Source organism: Virgibacillus sp. Bac332, assembly GCF_003667785.1.
Lineage (GTDB): Bacteria > Bacillota > Bacilli > Bacillales > Amphibacillaceae > Virgibacillus > Virgibacillus salarius.
Genome location: NZ_CP033046.1, coordinates 2,764,585 through 2,791,402, shown reverse-complemented (window position 1 = coordinate 2,791,402; position 26,818 = coordinate 2,764,585). Strand labels below are relative to the sequence as shown.

Genomic DNA, 26,818 nt, shown 5'->3' with positions numbered 1-26,818 from the left:
CTGCTTAAGTAACGGGATCATGGTATACATAGTTATTTAGGTTATGGCTTGGCGCTTCGAATATTTTTTAATATATCCATCACCTTGCGCCCAACCTCATGGTTATCATTTAAGCCAATAAACTGATCTGCCTGTGGACCATAAGCATATACATTTACATCTACACCATCATGTCCGCCAGTTGTCCATCCAGTACCAGAACGCACATCAAAAATTCGTTCAATCGCATTATCAATTTCTGTTGTATCGTCAGTTTCAACCGCTTTTTTTACAGATTCTATTTCTTCCGCTGTTAGATCCAAGTCAATATATTGATCCAAAACCTCTTTAACATCCTTGCCGTCACTAATCTCAGCTGCCATAAAATCAGGAGTACGTTTAGCTGCTCTCAAGGGTGTTGGATCCCATTTATATTCTCCATCGACCCCCATCACTAAACCACCAGTAGAATGGTCAGCAGTAGTGATTACTAACGTCTGCTTGTCTTTTTCTGCAAAATCAATCGCTCTTTCATAAGCTTTCTCAAAGTCTTTCATTTCACTCATCGCACCAACGATATCATTATCATGACCCGCCCAATCTATTTGACTGCCTTCTACCATTAAAAAGAAACCATCTTTGTTTGTGCTCAAGCGATCTATTGCTGTATCCGTCATTTCTTCTAGAGATGGCTGCTCTTGTGGTCGATCAATTGCTTTATCTAGCCCAACCGGAGCAAACAAACCTAAGATTTGCTTATTCGTATCAGCTACTAATTCTTCTCTTGTATTTACATAGCTATATCCGGCATCTTGAAATTCTTCTGCTAGATTGCGATCCTTTCTTTCAAAATAGGAGATACCCCCTCCTAAAATAACATCCACTTTATGCTTACCATCTACTTTTTCATCTATATAATCATCAGCAATATCATTATAATTATGACGTGACTTATCATGAGCTCCAAAAGAGGCTGGAGTAGCATGATTTACTTGTGATGTAGAAACAAGTCCTGTTCTTTTTCCTCTATCTTTTGCTTCTTCTAATACTGTCTTTACTTCATTCTTTTTCATATTAACGGCAATTGCACCATTATATGTTTTAATCCCAGAGGATAACGAAGTTGCAGCTGCCGCTGAATCTGTAATACTCTCTTCTGAATCCCAAGAATAGGTTTGCTGCATTCCCACTAAATGCTGATCAAAAGCAGTTTCCTCCAGATAAGGCGATGGATTATTCTTAAATGACCGATATGCTGTATTGTATGTTGGCCCCATGCCGTCTCCTATCATAAAGATGACATTTTTGACTTTTGCTTGACTAGGATAATGCCTCTTCGCTTCCACCTCTTGACCTGCAGCTATAAAACTACCAAGTACTAAAGAAGTGATAACTGTTAAGGTTAGTAATCTTTTCCCACACCTTTTGTTGATCAAAACAATTCCTCCTCATTTGTATTTGGACTCCATTACAGATTTTACAGAGAAACTATTAATCTATGGTTAAGAGTATATAAGAATAGAGTAAAAATAAAAGGGAAAAAATTCCTGGTCAAAAAGCCACATCACTTTAAGTTTTCTTCTAAGTTCTCTTCAGAAAACAACAAACTGCCGCTTGTAGTGATATCCTATCAAGCGACAGTTTTTAACTTTTACACCATTCATTTAGCAAAAGGAATCCTTTGATTTTGGGACTGATAATCCAAATAATGGTCGAAGGTATAGGGCTAAAAATGTACCAGCTAATGCTAAGATCCCCCAGACATAACCGTGTAGGCTAAAAGAAGCTATCCCTCCAAAATAAGCGCCAATATTACAGCCAAATGCAAGGCGAGCTCCATAGCCCATTAATAGCCCTCCAAGCATAGAAGCTACTACGTTTTTGAAGTTTAATTTTGTAAATTTAAGTAACCCACCAGCTGCTGAGGCAAGAAACGCACCAAGAATAACACCTAAATTTAGTACAGTGGTAGAGTCTGTGAATATAGACGATTCTAGTACCTGAGCATTTGCTCCCTGCCAATAGCCCCAACTAGCAACGTCGACACCAAAGAATTGTGCTACCTTAGAACCCCATAGCGCAAATGCTGATGTAATTCCCCATGGAGCTCCACGCGTAAGTAGTGTAAGAGCATTTAATATAGCTAATATGCTAGCTGCTACAAATAATGGCCAAGAACCTCGTAAGATACGTTTCCAACCGTTTGTTGAAGGAACAGGTGCCATCTTAGGTGCTTTTCTTTTTCTTTCCACTTTAAACGTAATCCAAGCGATTAATCCAAATAATGCAATGGATACAATCCAAGCACCACCATACCCAAGTCCTGTTGAGGTTGCTAATGAAATAGGTTCAAAAGCTGGTAATTCTTCTGTCCAAAACAGGAGATGCTTCGCTCCAATGGTGGAACCGATAATAAAGAAAAGTAAGGTTACAAACATGACGGATCGTCCCCCACCAACAGCATATAATGTTCCTGAAGCACAACCACCACCAAGTTGCATCCCTATTCCAAACATGAAGGCGCCTACTAATAGACTTATACCTACTGGTGATACGTAGCCAGCGACTTCTCCACCAAAGAAGGAATGACCAAACGCTAAAATAGGTGCAAATAATGTCACTGCAATTGCTAGCATGAGCATATGTGAACGTAGTGCTTGCCCATTACCTACTGACATAAATCTTCTAAAAGCGGAAGTAAAGCCAAAACGCGCATGGAATAACGTATAACCAAGCAATAGCCCGATTATTAACAGTAACGGCTGAGTAATAGGTTGCTTAGCGAATAAGTAGATTAGCAGAATCGCTCCTACCAGTATCCCCCCAATAATTAAAGAAATTTGTGGTTTATTTAACTTCGTTGTATTTTTAGGAATTGGATCTTTTACTTCTCTGATTGGTTGAATCTTTGTCGACATCCAAAACACCCTTTTCTGATGAAATTAGTCAGATTTATTTCATTATGATAACTGCTATGCAGATTACTGTCAATAATTCGCTATGCATATTGGTCCGAATTTAACGGAGAAGATCTGGATAATAGACCTATTTATTGGTACGATCGAAATAATGAACCTCCATGTAGTAACAGCTTCTCAAATGGCAAAACGTTTATATCACACGAAGAGATTCACTAGCTTTGACTAGAGGAAAAAGCTTAAAAATTAATTCAACATAGTATAATAAAGCGTTATTACGTTATCGTTATCGTTATTTCGTATAGTGATACATAATTTTTTATGCTTTGGGCATCGCTAAACTATCTAAACGAATAAGGAGGTTTTTACATGTCTGAGGAAAACAAAAATCGCAATAAAGATAAGAATAAGCAAAATAACAGAAACAAACATAATAAACAACAGGATCACGTAGAATTTGCAAGCGAGAATGAATTTAATACAATTGAACAGAAAAAACGAAAGTAAATAGAAAAATCGCTATCTGTGGCTGTGACGCAAGAATTTTTAAGCGATGAATAACCCAAACTTCATCTGAATATTTTAGATAAGGTTGGGTTTTTGTTTTGGATCTCGGTAGTTTATTCATCGCTTAGTCAAAATGCTTCGCTTTCCTGTAGGATCTTCAGTCGTACTTTTGCCGTAAGATAAGGAAGCCTTCAGAAGCGATACATCGCAGGCAGAAAAGTGCTCTTCTTTTTCAAGGAGTCTACGTATTTTGACTGCGCATCGTATGAACATTTTTTATCGTTCGGCTTTTGGTTTAGCTATTTTAGTTTCGTCCCAGCCTACTTCTGTTTGTATCATCCTGTAATACGTCAATAGAACTAATTTACTTACGAAATGAATATTTTAGGCTGAAATTACAGCATATCCTTTTGTCCATCTCCAGTTTAAATACGGTGCATATTTATATCTATTTTATAAGATATAAAGTACACTCAACATGCATGATTAATGCGCTATTTATCCAGTAAAGGAGATACGAAAATGAAGACCGTCTTTAGTGACGTTGTAGAATACCGCGGTAGCCATTATGACTTCGGGTATTATCAAGGTGAAATTCTTAAACAAACACCTATTTTAGTTAATCGAAAAAAACAGTGGGAATCACAGAAGCGACGCCATTTCATTATTCAACTTGATACAGTGAAAGAAATGCTCCTTTATTTTGCACCTGGAATATGGGATGAGCTACAAGGTTTAGCCGATGCGTTACAACTGACGATCAAGGAAGCCGTCCAAGATTTTGGTGGCTACTATTTGGAATTTATTAGAAGTGGCTGTTCTATTTTCACAGGATCACATTATATGATTCGCAACTATGATAATGACCCCTCTACTTATGAGGGGCGTTATGTTATGTATCAGCCAAATGATAATGGCTACGCTACCATAGGACCAACTATGCAAATTACTGGGCGCACAGATGGAATTAATGAGAAAGGTCTTGCTATGGGTTATAATTTCATTAATCGAAAAAAATCTGCAGATGGTTTTCTTTGTAATATGATTGGCAGAATTGTGTTAGAAAGCTGCGCTAATCTGGAAGAGGCAATAACATTACTAAAAGAAATACCGCACCGCCACTCCTTTAGTTATGTTTTAATGGATGGGCTCGGGAAGTCCAGCATTGTTGAAGCATCTCCGCGAGCAGTCGCAATACGACAATCCAATATTTGTACAAACCACTTTGAGCACTTAGTAGAAGAGAACCGTTATCGAATGGATGACTCATATCAACGTTATGAAGCAATCTATTCACAGCAGCAGCATGCTGTTGATCCTTATCATGCCTTTCGAATGTTAAATGATACTGATAAAGGCGTGTTTTCTAAGAAATATGGAGCATGGGCAGGAACATTACATACCGCTGCTTATTTTTCTAATGATTTAAAAGCATGGTTTGCGCTTGGCGGAGACAGAAAACCGCTTATTATAGATTTTCAAAAATGGCTGTATGGAAAAGACCTAAACGCAAAGCGAATTAAAGGAGAACTCGATGCCAAAGATCCCTTTGTAAATATGGAATATCTATAGCTATGAAAATGGGACATTGTACATAATCTCGTTCCCTATCATATGGTATAGCATAAAGACGATATGGATGGAGGTATGCAATGGAACGTTTACCAGCTATTGATCTTGGATTAATGTCTGAACATTTAGCTGCACACGAAGGGGAACTTTGTAAATTAAACATGTACTTTGCCATCGCTAATAGTAGCCAGTTAAAAAATATTCTTAAGCTACAATCAAATGTGATGTATGCTCATGTTTTAGTAATGCTTGCATTAATAAATCCTTATCACCAGCAGCCAGTTAAATTACCATCAATGGATAATACCCATTCTGATCAAAATGTAAAACATAGTACAGCCACTAAAAATGATAAATGGATTGCCACTGAAGCCCATACTTCAGCAAAAAGTATGGCAAATGATAATTTTATATCTGCTCTGATGATGCAAGACCAACATGTAAGAGATATTCATGTAGAAATGGCTTTACAACAGTTAAAAATACAAGAAAACTATGAAGATTTTTTAAAGAATATGGGGTGGACATTTGTTCCCTACACCACCAGTGAGGAACAATTAAACACATATTATCATTTCCAACAACTTTTTAATAGGTAACGAAAGATTGCGAGAACAAAATTTTAATTATTGAAAAAATAATTCGCAAAATAAAAACCTGTTTGCAAAAAGCAACAGGTTTTTATATAGAAAGAGCGAATTCTCCTATTCACCTAGACAAACCTCGATTACCGGTACAGTTACTTTAGGTTTTATAACAGGTAACTCCAACACTGTCTCGTTTTTAGCAACTACAGGCATATCATGATGGAATATGTTCGAATCTTGATAAACTACTACAGGTACCTCACTATGATCATGAAGAAATCTAGCATATTTCACATTGCCTAAATTTTTCAGATGAATCGTACGAAACGGCCACGAGAATATATGAATAAACAAACGATTCCCCTTTTGAGTAAGTCTACAATCCTGCGGACATTCCATATAGCTTGCACCTGTACCATAAATAGCATCGTGATGATCATTCATCCATGTTTGCAACGCATTCAAAATATCCGTGGAGGCTGAGTCAAAATTCCCCCTTGCTGTAGGTCCAAAATTTAACAGTAAATTACCATCCTTCGAGACGGTATCGATCAAAAGCTTTATGAGCATTTCTGCGGATTTATAATGTAAATTAGTTGGATTGTAACACCAGGTGCCATTTAACGTTTGACATGCTTCCCAAATACGTTTCTTCCCATTATCTGTATATAATGGTTCTGTTGGTTGATATTGCTCTGGTGTATACACTCCTCGATCTAGCCCTAATCGATTATTAAATAGAATATGAGGCTGATAGTTAAGAATCATATTCTCCAATTTTTCAGCTTGCCAATCAGCTGGTCCTTTGCCCTTTGACCAACCCCAATCTCGATCATCGTAGGAAAAATCAAACCAAAAATAATCAATTCTACCATACTTAGTAACAAGCTCTTCTATTTGATTATATAAATACGTTTGATATACAACCATATCTCTTTCTCTCGATCGCTCAGCCTCATCATCACGTTGTGGATGTAGTCCATCAATTGTATAATGTTCATGATGCCAATCAATAAGTGAATGATAAAAACCAATTTTTATATTTTCGTTACGACATGCCGCTACAAATTCAGCTACGATATCTTTCCCATAGGCTGTATTCGTAATTTTATAATCTGTATACGCGCTATCCCATAAACAAAAGCCATCGTGATGCTTCGTTGTTAATACAATGTACTTCATCCCACTTTGTTTTGCCTGAGCAACCCACTCATATGGATCCGCTAAATCTGGATTAAATTGATTTGCAAGCTTTTCATATTCTTTTTTTGCTATTTTATCTTGTGTCATTACCCATTCGTCTTTTGCTTTTAGTGCATATAATCCCCAATGTATAAACATACCAAAACGATCCTGAAGAAACCATGATGGATCCCCGTATCTGTCTGGCCAATCCAACGTAGATGTCATTCATTTTCCTCCCTACCCTTTTACTATTTGTTTTATTTGCTCCATACTTGCTTTATCAAATCCATACTTAAAATCATTGTCTATTCTTACAGCTTTACCAAAATGATAATTATCAGCCTGTACGGCATCATGTATCTCTTTGATATTATATGGCGTTAAACCTGAACCAGGCATAATTTTTGGTCCATTCAAATCTGCTTCCATTTCAACCAATTTTTTTAGCATTTCTTTACCGTTATCGCAATTAGCTGCTCCACCTGACGTTAATACCCTTTTCACATTCTTATAATTGTTCAGCGTGCGGTATGCATCGGTTAACGAAGCTGTTTCATCAAAGGCTCTATGAAATGTAATATCCAAACTAGAATCAATGGTAATTACTTTCTCAAGTATAGTCGTATCCACTTTGTTATCTTCCGTTAACGCACCGAACACTATTCTATTTCCTCCTAAATCCAGTAATTGTTCAATATCAGCACAAATTATTTCCATATCATTGTTTGAATAACAAAAATGATAGCTATGCGGACGTATCATTACTTGGACAGGGATGGATACACTGTTTAACACCTGTTTGATCGTACCGTAGCTGGGAGTCAGTCCTCCTTCATTTATAGCTGATACTAACTCTAATCGATCAGCACCTAATGCTTCTGCTTGGATTGCTTCTATACCGTTATTTACTATTACTTCAAGTTTCATGTCTTATTACCAACCTCTTCTAGAATTAATTCTGTTAACAGGCGTACGCCAAAGCCAGATGCTCCAGAAACATAATAACCTATTTCTCTCCATGGTCTAACTGTATTTGCCATATCTATATGAATCCATTTTTTCTCCTCTTGAATAAAGTTGTTCAGGTACAACGCTGCAGTAATCGCACCGCCGAATTTCGAAGAGCTCATATTCGAAAAATCAGCAGTATTGCTTTGTAAATAATACTGATAATCATTAATAACCGGCATTGGCCACACGTGATCACCAGTTTTGTCACCTAATTCTTTATACTTCCAAAGCTCATTTTCTCGATTACTAAATATACCTGCTACCTTTAGCCCAAGCGCTTGGCCGATGGTACCAGTAAGTGTAGCAATATCAATGATTGTATCTGCACCTAAGTCTTGAACATATAAGATTCCATCTGCTACTATTAGTCTTCCTTCTGCATCTGTATTTCCTACTTCAACAGTAAGCCCATTTCTGTACTTTATCACATCAGAAGGTAAAAAAGCATCTTTACCACAAACATTTTCCACGATCGGTACTGCAGCAGTTACATGAACAGGGCTCTCCATATCAGCTAATAGTTTCATTGCTCCAATGACAGCAGCTGACCCCCCATATCCATTTTCATTTCCCCAATATCACTTGCAATCTTACTATTTGTTCCCCCAGAATCAAAAGTAACTCCCTTTCCAACTAACCCTATATGTGATACGTTACTATTCTTTAAAGTGAGAACAGCAAACTTCGGCGAACGAGAACTTCCTTTACCTACTATTGCAGTTGCCTCTAATCCATGCTTTAATAAATCCTCTTCTGATTCTAATATTTCCACATGGACGGGTGAATCATGAAAGATCGATCTAATTTTCTTAACATATGTATTTGGGGTTAATTTATTCGCAGGTTCATTACATAAATCTCTAGCAATACAGACGGCATTGGCACGTACTCTTGCAACTTCAGCGTAATACTCGTAAGCTTGTGTTCCCAGTTGCAGAGAGACTTCATGCTCTGGTTCACGCATTTGATAGGTGAGGAATGAATACCCAGCTAAATACCACCCCTCCATAAATGAGACGACAATGTCTTTATTCGAATATGAGGTATAATGCTTAAACAGCCTATCAAAGTTTATGGATACACTTGTAATATCATAGGTGTCAATTGCCTTTCTAGTTTCTCCCCCTAAAAAACGGATGTCTTCCATAGTTTTCTCCATCTTGTTCATACCTACAGTTAAATAAAACGTATTATTCACTTGAATTAAATGCGTTTGTCCATAAAATATCATTTGTTTTTGAATAATGAATGGGGCTTTTTCATCCAGATTTTCGATCAAAACAACATTTATATTCAACACAAAAAACTCCTTTTACTCCACAATAAATTTACCTTCCATTTCCCTGCTCCATTCCGTTTAATCAAATAGATGACAAGCAACTTGCTGCTCTTGTTCAATTTGTTTTAATTCAGGCACTTTTTGTTTACAAATATCCATCGCCAACGGACATCTTGTATGAAATTTGCAGCCTACTGGAGGATTGGAGGCGCTTGGAATTTCTCCCTCCAACATGATAGGTTCCCTTCTTTCTTTTGGATTTGGCTTTGGTATGGATGACAATAATGCTTGGGTATAGGGATGCTTGGGATCTGCAAATATTTGCTTCTTCGTGGCAATCTCTACTAAGCTTCCTAAATACATAACACCAACTCGATCGCTGATATGCTCTACAACACCTAAATCGTGTGAGATAAATAAATACGTAAGCCCAAACTCCTCCTGCAGATCTTTCATCAGATTAAGAATTTGCGATTGAATGGAGACATCTAGTGCTGACACAGGCTCATCCGCAATAATTAGCTCTGGTTTCAGAATGAGGGAACGAGCTATGCCTATTCTTTGACGTTGTCCGCCACTGAATTCATGTGGATATTTTGACAAATGAAATTCACTAATTCCACACTTTTCAAGTAAATCTTTTACTAGTATTTCTTTTTCTTGCTTTGACATTTTTGGATAATGAATCGTTAAAGGTTCCATTAATATATCTTTAACCTTCATTCTTGGACTAAGGGAAGCGTACGGATCCTGAAAGACCATTTGCATCGGTTTTCGATATCGCTTCCATAATTTTTCCGATATATTTGCTACGTTCGTTCCCTGAAAATTTATTTCTCCGGTATCAGCTTTTATCAATCCATTAATAAGTCGGCCAGTCGTAGATTTACCACAACCAGATTCACCTACCAACCCAAATGTTTCCCCCTTTTTAATAAAAAACGATACATCATCTACTGCCTTGACATACTTTTTTTCAACAAACCATTTCTTAGAAAGAGGAAAGTATTTCTTAACATGCTTTACATTTAATAAAATCTCGTTATTCATTATATGTTCACCTCTTTCTGCTGGTCATGATAGAGCCAGCATCGACAAGAATGTCCTTTTTCCTCTAATAAATTTGGTTCCTCCCTTGTACAAATGTCCATAACATCATTACACCTTGCAGCAAATTTGCAGCCTATTGGCATATTTTTTGGATTAGGTACCGTACCTGGAATAGAATACAAGCGTTGATTTCCACTGCCAATTTTAGGAACAGAGTCGATTAATCCCTTTGTATAAGGATGCTTGGGGCTAGCAAATAACGCCTCAACTGTCGAATCCTCTACAACTCTTCCAGCATACATGACAATCACTCGATCACATACTTCCGCGACAACCCCCAAATCATGTGTAATCATTAGTATCCCCATATCGCTTTTTTGCTGAATATCTTTCATTAGATTCAATATTTGAGCCTGAATGGTTACGTCTAATGCCGTTGTTGGTTCATCTGCTATCAGTAAGGACGGTTCACATGAGATGGCCATCGCAATCATCACGCGCTGCCTCATGCCTCCAGACAATTGATGCGGATACTCAGTCATCAGGTCACTTGCACGCGGTATGCCGACAGATTTTAATATATTTATTGCATGTTCATGTGCTTGTTGCTTTGATAGTTTTAGATGTAATTGAATAGATTCTCTTAATTGTTTACCAATTTTCAATACCGGATTTAACGAAGTCATCGGTTCCTGAAAAATCATGGATAACTCCTTTCCACGATACTTTTTCATTTGCTTTTCCGGCAATTGCGTCAAATTTTCCCCTTTATATATAATTTCTCCGTTAATTATTTCACCTGGCGTATCATGTAATAGTCGCATAATGGATAAGGATGTAACGCTCTTTCCGCACCCTGATTCTCCCACTATTCCAACTATTTCACCTTTATTCACATGAAAACTAATTCCATGAACAACAGTTTGCAGCCTGCCTTCATTTCGAAAAGCTGTTTGTAAATTATTCACTTGAAGTAGGCGTTCCATTATACCCCTCCTTTCATTAATCCTTTGTCTTTGGATCCAATACATCACGAAGTCCGTCACCCAATACGTTGAATGCAAGTACGGTAAGAAAAATAATCAACCCAGGAAAGAAGACTAAATGAAATGCTGAATCAATATAATCTCGAGATTTACTCAGCATTGCACCCCAATCAGGTGATGATGGCTCTGCACCCAGTCCTAGAAAACTTAAGCTAGCTGCTGCTAGAATAGCGGTACCTACCTTCATCGTGAAATAAACAATAATTGTTGGAATAGTTTCCGGAAAAATATGCTTCCATATAATACGGCGATTGCTGGCTCCAATAGATCTTGTAGCTTCTACAAACAGCATTTCCTTCGACTCCAACGTTGCACTTCTTACGATTCGAGCAAACGATGGGATACTAAAAAAGGACACGGCTATAACAACATTTTTTAAACCTGGTCCTAAAATGGCTACAATCCCAATTGCCAAAATCAGATCTGGAAAAGCAAATAATACATCACATATTCGCATAATTAAACGATCCATCCATTTACCAAAATAACCACTTATTAAGCCAAGCACTGTCCCTACTATGGCTCCTAATAAAACTGCAGAAATACTTACTGTTAACGAAATTCTTGCTCCTACCGCAAGTCTGCTTAAGATATCTCTCCCAAATGCATCCGTTCCAAATAGATGCTGTAATGATGGTGATTCTAGTAATTTATTATAATCTGGAGCAGCAGGATCATAGGGGACAACATAGGGACCAATTATCATAACAATAACTAAAAATCCAATAAAAAATAGGGAAAACAGCGCTGGCTTCTTTTTACGAAATTCTTTCCAAAAGCTGTATAGACGTCCTTGCCTTTGCTTATCTAACTGTTCCTGTGTTATAGCTTCTGTTTGTATCATACGTACCATATCCCTCCAATCACTTACTCATATCGAATTTTCGGATTCAAAAAGCTATAAATGATATCAACAAGCAGATTCACCAAAATAAACTGTAAGGAAAAAAGTAAAATTTCCGCTTGTACTACTGGGTAATCTCGTATTTGGATGGAATCGATTAGTAATCGACCTAGTCCAGGAAAACTAAAAACGGTTTCTACTACTACTGAACCGCCTAATAAAAATCCAAACTGTAGACCAGCAATTGTTACCACAGGAATCAGAGAATTTTTTAACGCATGCCCAAATATAATTGCATTACCGCCTAGCCCTTTTGCTCTACCTGTTCGGATATAATCTTGTTTCAAGGTATTTACCAATGAAGACCGCGTAAATCTAGCAATCATAGCCATAATTCCTGCACCTAACGCAAACGATGGCATGAGATAACTTTGCCAGGCATCAGCCCCCCCTGTCGGAAGCAGCCCCAATTGTACAGAGAATAGTTGAATAAGAACTAGCCCCACCCAAAAGTTAGGAAGGGAAATACCAGATACTGCTGTAAGCATCCCTAAATAATCCGGCCACTTATTTCGAAAAACAGCAGAAATAATCCCTAATAAAATTCCGACGACAAGTGCCCATCCAATACTCAGAAAGGTCAAACCAAGCGTAGGCATAATTCTTTCTCCTATTAATTCACTGACAGGAGCACCAGACTGGATTGAATAACCTAAATCACCAGATAAAAGACTTTTAAGATAATCAAAATATTGAACGAATAGAGGTTTTTCTAAGCCCAAACTTTCACGAATCTGCTGTACCTCTTCATATGTTGCTTCTTTACCAGCAATTAATCGAGCTGGATCACCAGGTATTAAATGAATAAACATAAAGATAACAAATGAGACGACAAGGACAAGTGGTATTAGTCCAAGCACTCGTTTAATTATGTATTGCCACATATGCTTTAACACCTCCAATAAAGGGAGCTGATAACAACCAGCTCCCGCAGCCTATTTATTTGAATTGCGCGTTTTTAATGCTCACAGAACCGTCAGGTAAAACATAAACACCTTCAAGGTTTTTACGGTGACCTGATAGAATCGTATCTGTTGCTAAAAAGATCCAAGGTGCTTCACGATAAACAGTACTTTGAATATTGGCATAAATTTCCTCCTGTTCATCAATATTGGAAGTTTCATTTGCTACATGAATCCATGTATTTACATCGCTGTTGTTGTAATATGCTGTATTTGCGCCATTTGGTGGGAAGTATTCACTACTAAACAACGAGCGAGTTGCTCCATCAGCATCTCCAGATGAAGGAGACCAGCTTACATACCACATTTGTACCTTTGCATCCTTTGGTGTTTCTGGCGTGTATATTTCATCAGATAGCGTCCCCTCTTCCATTGACTTAATCGTTACATCAATGCCAATCTCGGCCAGCTGTTGTTTAATAAATTCCATGCCTTGAAGTGTTTCTGAGCTTGTATTCCCCCAGATCTCTGCCTCAAACCCATTCTCATAGCCTGCTTCAGTCAATAAGTCCTTCGCTTTTTCTAAATTGAATTCATATGGTTCTTGCTTTGTATAGTATTGTGTTTCCGTTGACATGGTTGAGTCTAATATATTGCCATACCCATTCTTTACTACTTTTATATATGCATCCTTATTCACTGCATAATTCATTGCTTTTCGCACTTTTTCATTATTAAATGGTTCCTTAAATGTATTAATAGAAACGTATCTGGCTATTGTAGATGGTGTTTTTTCAATCACAACGTCGCTATTCGATTCTAATTCTTTTATATCTTGTTGAGGAACAGGATAAACAAAATCCGCCTCTCCTGTTTTTAACATAGCAGCTCTAGAGCCGTTTTCCGGGACCGGCTTAAATGTAACCTTCTCTGCATCGGAATTGGCAGCATTCCAATAATCATTATATTTTTCTAAAACAAGTGAGTCTCCTTGATTCCATTCAATAAATTTAAAGGGCCCTGTCCCAACAGGATGTAACGCGATGTCTTTTTCATCATCCTCAAGTGCTTTTGGACTTATAAAAGGCACCATTGCAAATTTATTTAACATGGCACTGAATGGTTGATTTAATATAAACGCAACTTCATACTCATTTATAACTTCAAGTTTTTCCACATACTGAAGGTTTCTTTTAGCACGTAAATCATTATCCTCATCTATAATACGCTCATAATTAGCTTTTACTGCGTCAGCATTAAAAGGTTCTCCATCATGAAATGTCACGTCTTTTCTTAACTGAAATGTATAGGTTAAAGCATCATCACTCACTTGATAATCTTCAGCTAGAACAGGTTCAATCTCCATATGTTCATTAAAACCTACTAGCCCTTCATACATTGCTCTTGTACCAAAAATTGAAACGGTATCTCCAGCATTTTGCGGATCCAATGTAACAAAATTTTGATCAATTGCAATGGTTAATTCCTTATCACCTTCACCTTTATTTCCTTGATCATTATCACTATTTGCATCTGAAGAACACGCTGATACAACTACTATTATTCCTAGTAATATCATTAGACGTATCCATTTATTTGTCATCGATTGCTCCCCCTCTTATAATCGAATTTTTGTTTCTCCAACCACTTTCCCATTATCATTGAAGATTTCGTTTGATCGAATATTAAGCAAACGATCAATCGTTTCTTTATTATGATAATTTAACTTTTGTAGTAGCTTAGCTACTAATAGTGGCCAAATTAATTCAGAACCAGTTAACACCTTTAAGGAAATGCTTATTTTTTCTCTCTTTAACGCCAAGCAATAGACTCCTTGAGCTCCTCCTTTTGCAATAATATTTTCATCCTCAAGCAGAGCTGTACAAATAAAGTTATGTGAAGCGACAATTCTAGGGTGTTTGTTCATAACTTCTCCTATTCTTTTTACAGCCGTTGCAACCCGACTATCATGTATCATCGAAGGCTGAATGAACTTTAAGAATGAAATAGCCATGTTTTTTAGCGGAACGCTATGAACAGGAACTCCACAACCATCAATTGCGGTTTTCATTTCTTTCTTCGGGGTTTCCGACAAATCTGCTACATAGTTTAAAACTTCTTGTTGAAGCGGATGACCCAACCATTCATAGTTTGATAGATCATAGTTTTTCTCTCTGGAATAAGCAAGAAACCCCAAATGCTTACCAGAACAATTATGCAAAAGTTTACGTTTAGGTAAATGCTCCCAGATATAGGAAATCTTTGGTTGTTCATTTAAGGGATAGCTCTGTTGGCAAACCAGCATGTCTTCTGACAATTGCAGTTTATTCATTAAACGTTCTAAAGCCTCTTGATGATAGGATTCACCTCTTTGAGATGCCGTAAATAAAGCTGCTTCTTCGGTTGTTAAATCATACTTTTCCATAATATCTGTGGTGAATAAGGGAATTGCTTGTAATGGTTTCATCGCTGACCGATAAAAAACGGACTGCTTTACATCACCGTATTCATAAAGTATTTCCTTCTTTTCATTTAAAACACAAATCAATCCCTGATGAACATTTTCTAATGTTCCTCCTCTATATTCTTCAGCAATAATAGGTGTTGATATCATAGGTTAAACCCCACTCTTTTCATGAATATTTTTTATAAAATGCTGTAGTACAATCATGGCAGCTCCTATCACAACGCCATCTTCTCCCGTTTTTGTAGTGCGTAATTGAAATGTCTTCATGACAGGTGCCCACATCTGATTCTCACACTTTTCAATAATTTGATCTTTAATTTGCGGAAACCTTTCAATTAAACTACCAGCAAGAACGACGGAATCTGGATTGTATACGCAAACAACATTATTAATCGTAATTGCTGCATAGGTAATTGCTTTATCAACTATATTTCTTGCCCACTTTTCTCCATTTTCATATTCAATGATTAAGGCCTGAATATTTTCAATCTCTTTTGTTTTAGATGCTTCATCTAACAAAAACTTTTCAGCAATATACGTTTGGAGACAGCCAAAATTCCCACATGGACAATAAATTCCATAAGGATCAACGATAGTATGTCCGATTTCTCCTGAGAAGTTTCCTTCACCTCGATAGATTTCTCCTTTCTTTATTAACGCAGAACCTACCCCACTACCAAAACCAATCATTGCCATATACGCTTTTTTTGGTTCAGGATCACTAATATACTCAGCAAGCGCTTTCAATTTTAATTCATTGTCCACGAATACGGTAAAGCCTACTTTCTCTTCAACCATCTCTTGTAAAGGGATATTTTTCCAATCAAATTGCGCAGATAATTTCACCTCACCTTTGTCATTCTCAATAAGTCCTGGTAAGCCAATACAAACTCCAGCAATTTGATCCGATGTAAGATTTTCGTCGTCAATCATTTGTAATATATGGTCTGCTATAAATTGAACTGTTGCCACTGGATCTATTGATTGATAGTCAAAGTACTTCAGAATGGTTAACTTTCCTATAAAATTCATTAAACCGATCCGAATAACTTTCTGGTCAATTTCAACACCAATTGAGAATACAGAATGTTCATTTGGAATAAAATAAGTGGCCTTCCTGCCAATTCCTTCGCTAGACATATTCATCTCTCTTATTAGCTTATTTTCTTGTAATGATGCAACAATTCGAGAAGCAGAAGTAGGACTCATCGACGTTTGTTTGGCAATTTCGGCACGTGAGATCGGACCTTGATTAAGAATTATTTCTAAGACTAAACTTCTATTTTCTTTTTTTAAAAAATCTTGATTCTTAATTTTCATTTGATCACCTATTAACATCATGTAATTAATAACCAGAATTAAATGGCTTATTCCATTGATTTTTTACTATTTATTATATTTTTCCAGTATTTAACCAAATAGTTTCTCCTGTGAAGTTATTAATAGTATAGATTAGTTCGAAAAATTAGTCAACTAATTTTTAGAATGTTTTAACTAATTTATTTCTTGCGATATTTCGTATCTGCTATTATTTTCCACTTATCTTCAGATGAAACCATGTTATCTAAATGCTGTAAACTGTACATTGGAGTAAATCCCTAAGTTTCCCTTGACAAATAGCAAAAACAACTGTAATCTATTTTAAAAATTACATAAACTATTTTCTTATCCAGAGAGGTGGAGGGACTGGCCCTTTGAAGCCTCGGCAACAGACTTATAAAGAGAACTGTGCCAATTCCAGATGCTCGAAAGCATGCAGATAGGAAGAGTAACCGAATGATGTAAGCCTCTTCTTATTTAATTAGAAGAGGCTTTTTTCATCGAATGAAGGGATGGATATTATGTCACGAAGAAGCATTGAAACAGAATTAGTACAATTAGGAAATAAGAGTGATAAAGCTACTGGAGCAGTTAGCGCACCTATTTATTTGTCAACTGCCTACCAGCACCACGGACTGGGACAATCATCAGGCTATGATTACTCAAGAACGAAAAATCCTACAAGAACCTTACTAGAGGAAGGAATCGCTAAATTGGAATCCGCTGACAGTGGGTATGCTTGCAGTTCTGGAATGGCAGCCATTCAATTAGTATTCTCTCTTTTTAATGCTGGGGATGAACTCATTGTAACGAGTGATGTATACGGAGGAACGTACCGATTATTAGAGCATTACGCCGCTGCATATCAAATTCAGACAACATATACAGATTTCAAGAATGACGGAGAAACGCGGCGACTGATATCCTCGAAAACAAGAGCAATCTTTATTGAAACACCTACAAATCCCCTAATGCAAGAGATAGATATTGTAAAAGTTGCGGAATTAGCGCACCAATATAATGTACTATTAATTGTTGACAATACTTTTCTGACCCCGCTACTTCAACGGCCAATTGAGTCAGGGGCTGATATCGTCATTCATAGTGGCACGAAATACATTGGTGGTCATAACGATGTACTCGCTGGATTAGTAGTGGCAAAAGGTAAATCCTTGTCTGAAAAATTAGCCAATTACCACAATGCTTCAGGTGCTGTGCTATCACCTTTTGACTCTTGGCTATTAATTCGAGGATTAAAAACACTTGCGCTTCGGGTGGAAAAACATGAAGCCAATGCAAAGCTTATCGTATCCTTTTTGCAAGAGCATCCAATGGTTGATAATGTTCTATATCCAGGAAGAGGTGGTATGTTATCTTTTCGCTTACGAAAAAGTAAATGGATAGATCCTTTCCTTCAAAGTTTGAAGCTTATCATTTTTGCTGAAAGTTTAGGAGGGGTGGAAAGTTTTATTACTTATCCAGCAACACAAACTCACGCTGACATACCTAGAGATGAAAGAATAAAGCGTGGTGTTGACGACCAACTGCTACGGTTTTCAGTTGGAATTGAACAACCAAATGAATTAATAGAGGATTTAAAACAAGCATTAATTGAAGTGGATACATATGCTTATTAACCTACATTTGCTATAATAACGCATGAAGTGTTTATAAGAGAGTAGGTAACTACATGATATTAGTCATCGATAATTATGATTCATTCACATTTAATCTTGTACAATATATGAAGCAGCTAAACCAGCAAGTATATGTCGCTCGCAATGATGAAATCTCAATAGCAGACATTAAACGATTAAACCCATCTAGCATATTGCTCTCTCCTGGACCTGGAAACCCGGCTTCTGCAGGTATATGTCTAGAGATTGTAAGAAAACTGTATACGCTATATCCAATAATTGGAATTTGTTTAGGGCATCAAACGATTGCTCAAGCCTTTGGTGCTAGTATTGTAAAAGCCAAACAACCAATGCATGGTAAGGTTTCAATGATTACCCATGATCATAAAGGTATATTCAAAAAGCTTAAAAATCCGTTAGCTGTCACAAGGTATCATTCACTTATTGTTCAGGAGGCTACCCTACCTTCTTGCTTTGAAATAAGCGCAAAATCAGTTACAGGTGAGATTATGGCAATTCGCCATAAAACTTATCCAATAGAAGGAATTCAAGCTCATCCTGAAGCAATACTATCCGAACAAGGGCTACAGTTATTAGAGAACTTTTTCACACGAAAGGTTGGACAAATAGATGCATTCGCCAAAAAAACCACTCCTATTCTTTGACTTTGCCAATCATTTAGGTAATAAACAGCCCATGACCTTTAAAGATCCCATTACTATTATAACCACTACAAAGTTAGAAGAAGTAATACCTTGTATGCAATCTATTCAACAGTATATCGAAGCTGGTTACTATGCAGCTGGATACCTTGCATATGAAGCAGCGCCTGCCTTTGATCCGGCTCAGCAAGTAAACAACTGTAGTACCTTGCCACTATTGTGGTTCGGTATTTTCGCTCAGCCATCAGATGAAATAATGGCTGATACTAAAGCCTTTCATTTAACAGAGTGGAAACCTACAACTTCCCTTGAAGATTATCAACAAAATTTGAAAATGATAAAGCAACATATCGAGAACGGAGACACCTATCAGGTTAATTACACAGTCCGGCTACAGAGCCAATTTAACGGTGATACTCGAAGTTATTTTCAACAATTGGCACAAGCGCAATCAGCTAATTATGCAGCCTATCTGGACATTGGAGACCATTCGATTCTGTCTGCATCCCCTGAATTATTTTTCCATTTAAGGGATGGCAAGATAACGACAAAACCAATGAAAGGTACCGTTAAACGAGGCAATTCACAGCAGGAGGATAAGCAACTTGCAGATTGGCTTTACCATTCTGATAAAAACAGAGCAGAGAATGTAATGATCGTAGATTTATTACGAAATGATTTAGGGTTAATTGCAAAACCTGGTACTGTTAAGGTTCCGAAGCTTTTTGCAATTGAACGTTATCCAACCGTTTTTCAGATGACATCTACTGTAGAAGCTGAAGTTGATAGTGATATTACTACCATTTTTAGAGCATTATTCCCTTGCGGCTCGATTACTGGAGCACCTAAGATTAACACGATGAAAATAATTAATCAGCTAGAAGATTCGGCAAGAGAGGTATACTGTGGAACAGTAGGTTATATTACCCCGGAAAAAGAGGCAATTTTTAATGTACCGATACGTACTGTCCTAGTAAATAATACAACCGGTAATGCACTATACGGGGTAGGCGGTGGTATTACTTGGGATTCGACTGATGATGAAGAATATACCGAGATTTTAACGAAAGCATTATTTCTTAGTAAGGCTCAATCATCAGTGGAACTTTTAGAAACTATTTCCCTTATAGATAGTGAATATTATCTAATCGATTACCATATGAACAGATTAGAAAAATCTGCAGCATACTTTTCAATACCACTTCATCGGGACAAGCTTTATAAACTACTGGTAGAAACCGCCAATCAACATAGTATCGGTTCCTTTAGAGTACGATTGGTTATTTCTAACCTAGGAGATATAACCATATCTGCTGAGAAGGATGTAACGACGTTGCCTGCTTCTCCTGCTAAGGTGGAGCTTGCGAAATACCCAATTAACAAGAAGGATGTCTTTTATTATCATAAGACAACCCATCGATCCATATATCAGGTTTTCCTTAATGAATTCCCTGAAGCTTTTGATGTGCTTTTGTGGAATGAACAGCGCGAGTTAACTGAATTTACAATCGGAAATTTAGTTGTTGAAATAAATGGTGGTCTTTATACACCCCCCCTTGAATGTGGCTTATTACCGGGGACATTTCGTCAAAAACTTTTAGATGATAACATTATTTCAGAACGAAAAATTAGAATAGAAGAAATTAAAAATTGCGCAAATATATGGTTGATTAATAGTATACGTAAATGGGTACCAGTTGTGGTTCACATAAAGGATTAGTGGACATGCACAAACAAGGCAAATATGGTAGATATAGTATGGCTAAAAAAAAGAACCTGCTAGCCATTTAGTTAAGGCTGAGGCGCCGATAATAGAGGCTTTCAGCCACAGAGCAAACCACCAGTTCTAACTACTCTGGTGGTTTTGATTTGGAATTAACCAAGGGCCACATCTAAAATCATCATTATAGTAAAACCAATCATTAAACTCATGGAAGCAAGGTCTTTGTTCCCTTCCTCCTGCGAACCAGGAATTACTTCTTCTGCTACCACAAATATCATTGCCCCGGCTGCAAAGCTCAGAGCATATGGTAACAATGGTTGAATAAAGGTAACAGCAACTGCACCAATTATTCCTGCAATCGGTTCCACCATACCTGAAAATTGCCCGTACATAAAGCTCTTCCTTCTTGACATACCTTCTCTGCGAAGTGGCATAGAAACAGCTAAACCTTCCGGGAAGTTTTGAATACCAATACCTATTGCTAGAGCAATTGCACCTGTGATAGTCGATGTTGATAAATCTGCTGCAATTGCCCCAAATGCAACCCCTACTGCTAAGCCTTCTGGAATATTATGCAACGTAATTGCCAAAACTAAAAGCGTACTTCGCTTTTTTCTAGTGGGATGTATGCCTTCCGCATCCTTCATTGGAGAGGTTGGATGTAAATGTGGCAGTACTTTATCAATGCTCCAAAGAAATAGCCCTCCTAGCATAAATCCAACAGCTGCTGGAATCCATGCAATTGTTCCGCTAGCTTCTGCCATATCCAATGCAGGCGAAAGAAGGGACCAAAAACTAGCCGCTATCATTACTCCTCCTGCAAATCCGAGCATAGCATCCATCAGTCGTTGATTAAAGTTCTTTGTAGTGAAGACTAGCGCCGCACCAAGTGCTGTCATTCCCCAAGTAAATAATGTCGCAATTGTAGCTTGTACTACTGGATGTAACGATAAAAAGTAATCCATCACATTCAACTCCCCTTTCTCAACAGCAACATAAACAAATATTATTACAATTCCTCTTATAGCATACGTTTAATTAACAACATATATTTTTAAAATTACTACGTGAATAGCTTACTCCTTTTCATTCTGGTTATTCAAGTAAGCTGTTTTAAGCTTATGGATTTATGTTGTCCGAGATTTTTTTATTCCTAGGGAATGAAATCATAATTATCTAAAAATCTACATACATAATAATGTAACATCGAGAATGAACATGCAAACACGGGAGGTACGACAATGGATCGTAATAATGGTTGGTTTAATCAAGAACATAATAATTCTCTAAATAAGTCTAATTCGAATCAATCACCTGTCCATAAACAGAAATCGAATCAGCAGGATAAACATTCTAAAACATCTCACAAAGCTCAAAAGTGGGCAGAGGATTTACCTGCAAAGCTACACTCACAGACTGTTGGTAAAAGAGGTCCTGTTCTAGAACAAGATAATATTGTTCATGAAACCCTTGAATCATTTGTACATGAAAAAGTGATAGAGCGACCAGTACATGTAAAAGGCTTCGGAGCATTTGGCTATTTTGAGACAATAAATGCAATGTCTGAGTATACAAAACTCTCCTTTTTACAATCCCCTGGTCATAAAGTTCCCGTTGCAGTAAGGTTTTCGCTTGCTGTAAGCACAAAAGGCACACCAGATACATCCCGAAACGTTCGCGGATTTTCTACGAAATTCTATACAACGAACGGCATTTTTGATTTAATTTGTAATCATATTCCGGTCTTCTCTGTCCGGGATGCGATTCGTTTTCCAGAATCCATCAAAGCTTTTTTGCCATCGCCCAAAAATAATCTACTTGATCCTGAAAGATTCTGGAGCTTTGTAGCTCGAGCACCTGAGTCCACCCATTTTGTTGTTAGAATTTATTCTGACGCAGGAACGGTAAAAAGTCTTCGCCATCTACCGGGACATAGTGTGAACACTTATGTGTGGAAAAACGCTAAAGGAGTAAGACATTACATAAAATACCATTGGATTCCTTTTGAGGGAGTAGAATATATAGATAGCTGTGAAGCAACAAAGCTTGCGGGTGAAAACCCGGATATCGCTGGTCAAGATTTATATGATACAATCGCTGCTGGAAAGACTGTAGAATATGGTCTATACGTGCAGCTAATGGACCCTGCTGATACAGATAAGCTTCCCTTCGATCCGTTAGATGATACAAAGGTCTGGGATGAGCAGCAATATCCAATGTTGCCTGTTGGAAAAATGGTATTAAATCGAAATCCTGATAACTATATGGAGCAAGTGGAAAAGATCGCTTTTTCACCTTCTAACCTTTTAGAAGGTGCGGAGTTATCGGACGATAAAATGCTACAGGGTCGAGCTAATATTTACTGGGATTCACAGCGCAGACGAATCGGACCCGATTTCCGTAAAATTCCGATCAACCATCAAGAAAATTGGTGGCCAGGCGACCTTGTTACGAGTGGCAGTGACAGGTATGTGGAAGGTAGGCTTGCCAGGTCGGAAACCCCCAAGCAAGATGACTTTGCACAGGCTGGAGCGTATTATAACTCTCTCCCAGTGCAACAACAAAAACATTTAGTAACTAATCTCGCTAGGGATCTCACTGGAATTTCTCCTGAAATACGTAGCATTGTTTTAAAATATTTATATAATGCTGCATCGGAATTAGGAGAGCAGACTTCTCATCAAATTGAAAGACTAACCAAATAAAGTGAGACTTCAATCAGTTGGGAGATTTTGTTTATCTCCCACTTATCCATATTGGTTTCACTTTTTTGCTGGAAATGGGTCTATACTGCCAATTATATGTGGGATAAATCAGTAATTATATCGATTCAATAACGTATCGCGTAAACTAATTTATGATCCGAGAATATCCAACCAAATTTTAATGGCTGTTCCTAAGATAAGAATTGCTAATATCCACTGTAAAAGCTTTGTATTTACCTTTTTCCCAAAATTAGCTCCCAATGGTGAAGCAATCAAGCTTGCCACAATCATAAGAATTGCTGGAATGAATAAAACTTGTCCTGTCAACAACTTTCCTGTCGTTGCACCAATAGAAGAAATGAAGGTGATAGCTAAGGAAGTAGCAATTGTCATTCTTGTCGGTATCTTTAATACAAGTAGCATAATCGGGACCAAGATAAATGCTCCAGCAGCACCAACGATACCAGCACCGATACCTACTAAAAAGGCGAGAAATGCTGCAAGCCATTTATTAAATTTCACTTGATCCATCGGAATATCATCAATTCCCTTTTTAGGTACGAACATCATGACAGCTGCTATGGTAGCAAGAATACCGTAAACAAGGTTTACTCCGCCATTACTCATAAATTGCGATCCATAGCCACCAATAAAACTACCAAGTAAGATGCTAATACCCATATAGATGATTAAGGTTACATTTAAATACCCACCTTTACGATAGGCCCAAACACCACCTATAGTGGCAAATAATACTTGTACCGCACTTATTCCTGATACTTCGTGGGCAGTAAACGCCGTTAATCCGACCAATGATGGTATATATAAAAGCATTGGATACTTTATAATAGATCCACCAATACCAACCATACCAGAAATAAATGACCCAATAAATCCGATTAAGAAAATGGTAACGATAAACAATAGACTATATTCCATATCTAAATCCCCCTAAATAGAGAGGGCTCACCTAAGTGAGCCTCCTTTATCCTTTTTTAACCCAAAATTTTAATATATTATCCTCTTCTGTATCCTTCAGCAATTCATGTCCCCCTGCCTTAGCCCATGCCGTAAGATCACTCTTTGAGCCCTGATCAGTTGTATGAACCTCCAGTATATCTCCAGAATTCAATTCTTCCATTGCTTTCTTTGTACGTACAATTGGCATTGGACAAGCCAACCCTTTTGCATCTAATACTTTTGTTGATTTCATCATAACTTCCTCCTTTAAAATTAACCTTCAACCGCACAACGGTTAGGGCCAGTTTCCATTTCTTTTTGTTTCTCTTGATCTGGGTCAATTTTACCCATGTTGGTTCTCCGAATATCCTGATAATCATTTGGTTGTGGTGGTAAATTTTCCGTCACCATTTTACGGAACTCTTGTTCACCCTCTACCTGTAATCCTTCATTTCTTGCATAAAGATCACCTAATCGTGCTGATACTTCTCCACCTTCTCCTAATTCCTCAGCAAAAGAGTAGTGAGCTGGAAGAACAATTAAATTATTAGAAAGCTCTTTATAGCGAGAATAAAGTGTTTCACGTAGATCACCTACCCAATCTTCCGCTAAACCCGCTAAATCTGGACGACCAATTGATCGAACAAATAGAATATCACCAGTTAATAGATAGGTATCGTCAATAATGAATGACGTACTTCCAATGGTATGGCCAGGTGAATAGATAGGCTGTACCTTTACCTCCGTATTCCCAACGATGATATCGTTACCTTCTTGTAAAGGTGTAAAATCAAATGTTACCTCTTCTGCATCCTTTGGAGGAAGGTAATACGTACCTCCAACTTTTTCAGCGAGTTTTCGACCACCAGAAATATGATCTGCATGAAGGTGAGTATCAAGTAAGTGTTTTATTCGTACTTCCTTTTCGTTTGCAAACTCCTCATAAACATCTGTCATACGTGCAGTATCGATAATTGCGGCTTCTCCATTTGATTGGACAAAGTAAGAAAGACAGCCTTTTCCTAAACGTACGAATTGGTATAATGACCCACCCTCTTTTAGATCACCGATTTTAATAGGCTCTAAGTGCTCGCTCCAGGCCTTCATACCTCCTTCTAAGCTATACACAGTAATATATCCTTCTTCCTCTAGGAGATCGGCTACCATCTCAGATGAACCACCTTTAGCACAAACAACAATTATTTCTTGGTCTTTTGATAGCTTATTAGCCACAGGATCAACACTATCTAATAAGTTGAAGTATGGTTCATTAATAACTTCAACTTGTCCCCCTTCTATTTTCCAATTATCAAATTCATCTGTATTTCGCACATCTAAAATAATAATTTTCGTATGATTAATAATTTTCTGAGCCAATTCTTTAGTTGAAATTGTTTTTACCATTACTCTTCCTCCTAACTAAAATGATAATGAAATATTGGCATCTTTGGCATATTCAATAAAGGTAGCTGCTCCACCAACTTCTATACCTTCAACAAAGGCTTTCTTTTCTAACTTCATAACATCCATTGTCATCTGGCAAGCTATCATTTTCACTCCCATTTCTTGAGCAATAGCTACAAGCTCCTTAATGGATGGAACATTCGCTTGTTCAAAGCCTGTTTTAAAATCCTCTTTTCCTTCTGGAAGTGGCAAATTTTTATACTTATCTTGATGAATGAGGTTCAATCCCTCAAACGTAAAGAATATCCCTACCTCAGCATTAGACGCAGCTGCTGCTGTTGCAATATTAAAAACTTTATATGCATCAAATAACGTCCCATTTGCTGCGATAATTGCTACTTTTGTATTTGACATTTTACTTCCTCCTTAACGTTCATTTGCTAATGGACCATCCCATTTGGACATGCCTGGTACAACATTCCATATATTGGTGAATCCTGCTTCTGTTAACTTTTGGGCAGCTAAATCACTTCTGCTCCCGGTACGGCAAATAATATATAATTCTTTTTTCTTATCTAGTTCTTCGAAGCGTTCTACCAATTCACCAAACGGAATATTTACTGCCCCAGGTATATGGCCAAAGGCAAATTCGGCTGGCTCACGTACATCTAAAACAGTAATAGTTGCACCCTCTTTGTATTTAGCTTGCAAGGTAGATAGTTCAGCTATTTTCTCATATTTCTTTTCTTCTTTAGCTTCAGCAACACTTGCTTTGCGTACATAGTGCTTTAATATATCATCTTCTTCAACAGTGCCTAAATATTGATGACCTGTACTTTCTGCCCATGCTTTTAAATCAGCTGTCGAACCTTTGTCAGTTGCCTGCACCTCCATTACCTGACCTGGATCTAATTCTTTAATAGCTTTTTTTGTTTTTACAATTGGCATTGGACAAGCCAATCCTTTTGCATCCAAGACATCATTTGCTTGTATACTCATG

General features: G+C 37.4%; 24 protein-coding genes, 1 pseudogene and 1 riboswitch. Of the genes and pseudogenes, 7 read left to right on the top strand and 18 right to left on the bottom strand.

The features are described from left to right. Window positions 1-41 precede the first annotated feature (41 nt). Together D9782_RS13255 and D9782_RS13250 are read right to left on the bottom strand one after the other, a co-directional pair. Window positions 42-1,415 carry an alkaline phosphatase gene (locus tag D9782_RS13255; RefSeq protein WP_240455738.1) on the bottom strand — a complete coding sequence of 458 codons (1,374 nt, stop codon included), beginning with the start codon at window positions 1,413-1,415 and terminating at the stop codon, window positions 42-44. A gap of 228 nt (window positions 1,416-1,643) precedes the next feature. After that, a complete protein-coding gene (locus tag D9782_RS13250; protein WP_121604982.1) occupies window positions 1,644-2,897 on the bottom strand; it encodes a YeeE/YedE family protein in 1,254 nt (417 codons plus the stop codon). Between the two features lie 369 nt (window positions 2,898-3,266). Between D9782_RS13250 and D9782_RS22945 the strand changes: the two genes are divergently transcribed. The 3 genes from D9782_RS22945 (at window position 3,267) to D9782_RS13240 (ending at window position 5,575) form a co-directional block, all read left to right on the top strand. After that, complete coding sequence (locus tag D9782_RS22945) at window positions 3,267-3,404, top strand: hypothetical protein (protein ID WP_162986396.1); 138 nt, start codon at window positions 3,267-3,269, stop codon at window positions 3,402-3,404. Window positions 3,405-3,926: 522 nt separating this feature from the next. Next, window positions 3,927-4,976 carry a C45 family autoproteolytic acyltransferase/hydrolase gene (locus D9782_RS13245; RefSeq protein ID WP_026682200.1) on the top strand — a complete coding sequence of 350 codons (1,050 nt, stop codon included), beginning with the start codon at window positions 3,927-3,929 and terminating at the stop codon, window positions 4,974-4,976. Between the two features lie 80 nt (window positions 4,977-5,056). Then, the gene (locus tag D9782_RS13240) at window positions 5,057-5,575 is read left to right on the top strand and encodes a spore coat protein (RefSeq protein ID WP_026682201.1); all 519 of its coding nucleotides are present in this window, start codon (window positions 5,057-5,059) and stop codon (window positions 5,573-5,575) included. Between the two features lie 105 nt (window positions 5,576-5,680). Here D9782_RS13240 and D9782_RS13235 read toward each other — a convergent pair whose 3' ends face one another. From D9782_RS13235 to D9782_RS13185, 10 genes and pseudogenes are all read right to left on the bottom strand, one after another. Next, window positions 5,681-6,973 carry an alpha-L-fucosidase gene (locus D9782_RS13235; protein ID WP_121604981.1) on the bottom strand — a complete coding sequence of 431 codons (1,293 nt, stop codon included), beginning with the start codon at window positions 6,971-6,973 and terminating at the stop codon, window positions 5,681-5,683. A gap of 12 nt (window positions 6,974-6,985) precedes the next feature. Next, window positions 6,986-7,675 carry a copper homeostasis protein CutC gene (locus D9782_RS13230; RefSeq protein ID WP_026682203.1) on the bottom strand — a complete coding sequence of 230 codons (690 nt, stop codon included), beginning with the start codon at window positions 7,673-7,675 and terminating at the stop codon, window positions 6,986-6,988. Further along, window positions 7,672-8,723: pseudogene (locus tag D9782_RS23595) on the bottom strand (leucyl aminopeptidase family protein). Before D9782_RS23595 ends, D9782_RS13230 begins: the two are co-directional and overlap by 4 nt. A gap of 393 nt (window positions 8,724-9,116) precedes the next feature. Next, the gene (locus D9782_RS13215) at window positions 9,117-10,088 is read right to left on the bottom strand and encodes an ABC transporter ATP-binding protein (protein WP_121604978.1); all 972 of its coding nucleotides are present in this window, start codon (window positions 10,086-10,088) and stop codon (window positions 9,117-9,119) included. Beyond that, entirely contained in the window at window positions 10,088-11,074 is a 987-nt protein-coding gene (locus D9782_RS13210) for an ABC transporter ATP-binding protein (RefSeq protein WP_205601733.1), read from the bottom strand. The genes D9782_RS13215 and D9782_RS13210 overlap by 1 nt, the downstream gene beginning before the upstream one ends. Before the next feature lie 16 nt (window positions 11,075-11,090). Then, window positions 11,091-11,978 carry an ABC transporter permease gene (locus tag D9782_RS13205; protein ID WP_034679379.1) on the bottom strand — a complete coding sequence of 296 codons (888 nt, stop codon included), beginning with the start codon at window positions 11,976-11,978 and terminating at the stop codon, window positions 11,091-11,093. A gap of 23 nt (window positions 11,979-12,001) precedes the next feature. Then, window positions 12,002-12,922 (bottom strand): ABC transporter permease subunit, encoded by a 921-nt coding sequence (locus tag D9782_RS13200; protein WP_026682207.1) that lies wholly within the window; start codon window positions 12,920-12,922, stop codon window positions 12,002-12,004. A 55-nt stretch (window positions 12,923-12,977) separates the two neighbouring features. Next, entirely contained in the window at window positions 12,978-14,543 is a 1,566-nt protein-coding gene (locus D9782_RS13195) for a glutathione ABC transporter substrate-binding protein (RefSeq protein ID WP_121604977.1), read from the bottom strand. Window positions 14,544-14,558: 15 nt separating this feature from the next. Then, a complete protein-coding gene (locus D9782_RS13190) occupies window positions 14,559-15,554 on the bottom strand; it encodes an asparaginase (RefSeq protein ID WP_034679381.1) in 996 nt (331 codons plus the stop codon). 3 nt (window positions 15,555-15,557) lie between these two features. Further along, window positions 15,558-16,748, bottom strand: a complete 1,191-nt coding sequence (locus D9782_RS13185; protein ID WP_080668727.1) for an ROK family transcriptional regulator — start codon at window positions 16,746-16,748, stop codon at window positions 15,558-15,560. 321 nt (window positions 16,749-17,069) lie between these two features. Next, a riboswitch (SAM riboswitch) is annotated at window positions 17,070-17,173 on the top strand. Between the two features lie 75 nt (window positions 17,174-17,248). Between D9782_RS13185 and D9782_RS13180 the strand changes: the two genes are divergently transcribed. From D9782_RS13180 to pabB, 3 genes are read left to right on the top strand one after another with little or no spacing between them, the layout of a single operon-like run. After that, complete coding sequence (locus D9782_RS13180) at window positions 17,249-18,364, top strand: methionine biosynthesis PLP-dependent protein (RefSeq protein ID WP_026682211.1); 1,116 nt, start codon at window positions 17,249-17,251, stop codon at window positions 18,362-18,364. A 53-nt stretch (window positions 18,365-18,417) separates the two neighbouring features. Beyond that, the gene (locus D9782_RS13175; RefSeq protein ID WP_026682212.1) at window positions 18,418-19,029 is read left to right on the top strand and encodes an anthranilate synthase component II; all 612 of its coding nucleotides are present in this window, start codon (window positions 18,418-18,420) and stop codon (window positions 19,027-19,029) included. After that, window positions 18,995-20,746, top strand: coding sequence for an aminodeoxychorismate synthase component I (gene pabB, locus D9782_RS13170; RefSeq protein WP_026682213.1), 1,752 nt, complete (start codon window positions 18,995-18,997; stop codon window positions 20,744-20,746). Before D9782_RS13175 ends, pabB begins: the two co-directional genes overlap by 35 nt. Before the next feature lie 155 nt (window positions 20,747-20,901). On the opposite strand, the gene D9782_RS13165 is transcribed toward pabB, so the two are convergent. Then, window positions 20,902-21,714 (bottom strand): ZIP family metal transporter, encoded by an 813-nt coding sequence (locus D9782_RS13165; RefSeq protein ID WP_246484555.1) that lies wholly within the window; start codon window positions 21,712-21,714, stop codon window positions 20,902-20,904. A 276-nt stretch (window positions 21,715-21,990) separates the two neighbouring features. Here D9782_RS13165 and D9782_RS13160 point away from each other — a divergent pair, with 276 nt between their 5' ends. Further along, window positions 21,991-23,454, top strand: a complete 1,464-nt coding sequence (locus D9782_RS13160; protein WP_121604976.1) for a catalase — start codon at window positions 21,991-21,993, stop codon at window positions 23,452-23,454. 150 nt (window positions 23,455-23,604) lie between these two features. Here the strand turns inward: D9782_RS13160 and D9782_RS13155 are convergent, their stop codons facing one another. Genes D9782_RS13155 through D9782_RS13135 form a run of 5 tightly spaced genes read right to left on the bottom strand, consistent with a single transcriptional unit; the run spans window position 23,605 to window position 26,817 of the window. After that, window positions 23,605-24,393, bottom strand: coding sequence for a sulfite exporter TauE/SafE family protein (locus tag D9782_RS13155; RefSeq protein WP_121604975.1), 789 nt, complete (start codon window positions 24,391-24,393; stop codon window positions 23,605-23,607). A 46-nt stretch (window positions 24,394-24,439) separates the two neighbouring features. After that, window positions 24,440-24,667 carry a sulfurtransferase TusA family protein gene (locus D9782_RS13150; RefSeq protein WP_026682216.1) on the bottom strand — a complete coding sequence of 76 codons (228 nt, stop codon included), beginning with the start codon at window positions 24,665-24,667 and terminating at the stop codon, window positions 24,440-24,442. A gap of 20 nt (window positions 24,668-24,687) precedes the next feature. Next, window positions 24,688-25,818: an MBL fold metallo-hydrolase gene (locus tag D9782_RS13145; RefSeq protein WP_121604974.1), complete on the bottom strand. Its 1,131-nt coding sequence runs from the start codon at window positions 25,816-25,818 to the stop codon at window positions 24,688-24,690. 15 nt (window positions 25,819-25,833) lie between these two features. Beyond that, window positions 25,834-26,232 (bottom strand): DsrE/DsrF/DrsH-like family protein, encoded by a 399-nt coding sequence (locus D9782_RS13140; protein WP_121604973.1) that lies wholly within the window; start codon window positions 26,230-26,232, stop codon window positions 25,834-25,836. 12 nt (window positions 26,233-26,244) lie between these two features. Next, the gene (locus D9782_RS13135; RefSeq protein WP_121604972.1) at window positions 26,245-26,817 is read right to left on the bottom strand and encodes a sulfurtransferase TusA family protein; all 573 of its coding nucleotides are present in this window, start codon (window positions 26,815-26,817) and stop codon (window positions 26,245-26,247) included. Between the last annotated feature and the right edge of the window lies 1 nt (window position 26,818).

What these genes read in the sequence shown, in the direction of transcription:
- D9782_RS13135 (WP_121604972.1), bottom strand. Translation starts at nt 26,817, where the DNA reads ATGAGTATACAAGCAAATGATGTCTTGGATGCAAAAGGATTGGCTTGT.
- D9782_RS13195 (WP_121604977.1), bottom strand. Translation starts at nt 14,543, where the DNA reads ATGACAAATAAATGGATACGTCTAATGATATTACTAGGAATAATAGTA.
- D9782_RS13140 (WP_121604973.1), bottom strand. Translation starts at nt 26,232, where the DNA reads ATGTCAAATACAAAAGTAGCAATTATCGCAGCAAATGGGACGTTATTT.
- D9782_RS13205 (WP_034679379.1), bottom strand. Translation starts at nt 11,978, where the DNA reads ATGATACAAACAGAAGCTATAACACAGGAACAGTTAGATAAGCAAAGG.
- D9782_RS13240 (WP_026682201.1), top strand. Translation starts at nt 5,057, where the DNA reads ATGGAACGTTTACCAGCTATTGATCTTGGATTAATGTCTGAACATTTA.
- D9782_RS22945 (WP_162986396.1), top strand. Translation starts at nt 3,267, where the DNA reads ATGTCTGAGGAAAACAAAAATCGCAATAAAGATAAGAATAAGCAAAAT.
- D9782_RS13165 (WP_246484555.1), bottom strand. Translation starts at nt 21,714, where the DNA reads ATGGATTACTTTTTATCGTTACATCCAGTAGTACAAGCTACAATTGCG.
- D9782_RS13160 (WP_121604976.1), top strand. Translation starts at nt 21,991, where the DNA reads ATGGATCGTAATAATGGTTGGTTTAATCAAGAACATAATAATTCTCTA.
- D9782_RS13250 (WP_121604982.1), bottom strand. Translation starts at nt 2,897, where the DNA reads ATGTCGACAAAGATTCAACCAATCAGAGAAGTAAAAGATCCAATTCCT.
- D9782_RS13210 (WP_205601733.1), bottom strand. Translation starts at nt 11,074, where the DNA reads ATGGAACGCCTACTTCAAGTGAATAATTTACAAACAGCTTTTCGAAAT.
- D9782_RS13215 (WP_121604978.1), bottom strand. Translation starts at nt 10,088, where the DNA reads ATGAATAACGAGATTTTATTAAATGTAAAGCATGTTAAGAAATACTTT.
- D9782_RS13175 (WP_026682212.1), top strand. Translation starts at nt 18,418, where the DNA reads ATGATATTAGTCATCGATAATTATGATTCATTCACATTTAATCTTGTA.
- D9782_RS13235 (WP_121604981.1), bottom strand. Translation starts at nt 6,973, where the DNA reads ATGACATCTACGTTGGATTGGCCAGACAGATACGGGGATCCATCATGG.
- D9782_RS13145 (WP_121604974.1), bottom strand. Translation starts at nt 25,818, where the DNA reads ATGGTAAAAACAATTTCAACTAAAGAATTGGCTCAGAAAATTATTAAT.
- D9782_RS13185 (WP_080668727.1), bottom strand. Translation starts at nt 16,748, where the DNA reads ATGATGTTAATAGGTGATCAAATGAAAATTAAGAATCAAGATTTTTTA.
- D9782_RS13245 (WP_026682200.1), top strand. Translation starts at nt 3,927, where the DNA reads ATGAAGACCGTCTTTAGTGACGTTGTAGAATACCGCGGTAGCCATTAT.
- D9782_RS13190 (WP_034679381.1), bottom strand. Translation starts at nt 15,554, where the DNA reads ATGATATCAACACCTATTATTGCTGAAGAATATAGAGGAGGAACATTA.
- D9782_RS13200 (WP_026682207.1), bottom strand. Translation starts at nt 12,922, where the DNA reads ATGTGGCAATACATAATTAAACGAGTGCTTGGACTAATACCACTTGTC.
- D9782_RS13155 (WP_121604975.1), bottom strand. Translation starts at nt 24,393, where the DNA reads ATGGAATATAGTCTATTGTTTATCGTTACCATTTTCTTAATCGGATTT.
- pabB (WP_026682213.1), top strand. Translation starts at nt 18,995, where the DNA reads ATGCATTCGCCAAAAAAACCACTCCTATTCTTTGACTTTGCCAATCAT.
- D9782_RS13230 (WP_026682203.1), bottom strand. Translation starts at nt 7,675, where the DNA reads ATGAAACTTGAAGTAATAGTAAATAACGGTATAGAAGCAATCCAAGCA.
- D9782_RS13150 (WP_026682216.1), bottom strand. Translation starts at nt 24,667, where the DNA reads ATGAAATCAACAAAAGTATTAGATGCAAAAGGGTTGGCTTGTCCAATG.
- D9782_RS13180 (WP_026682211.1), top strand. Translation starts at nt 17,249, where the DNA reads ATGTCACGAAGAAGCATTGAAACAGAATTAGTACAATTAGGAAATAAG.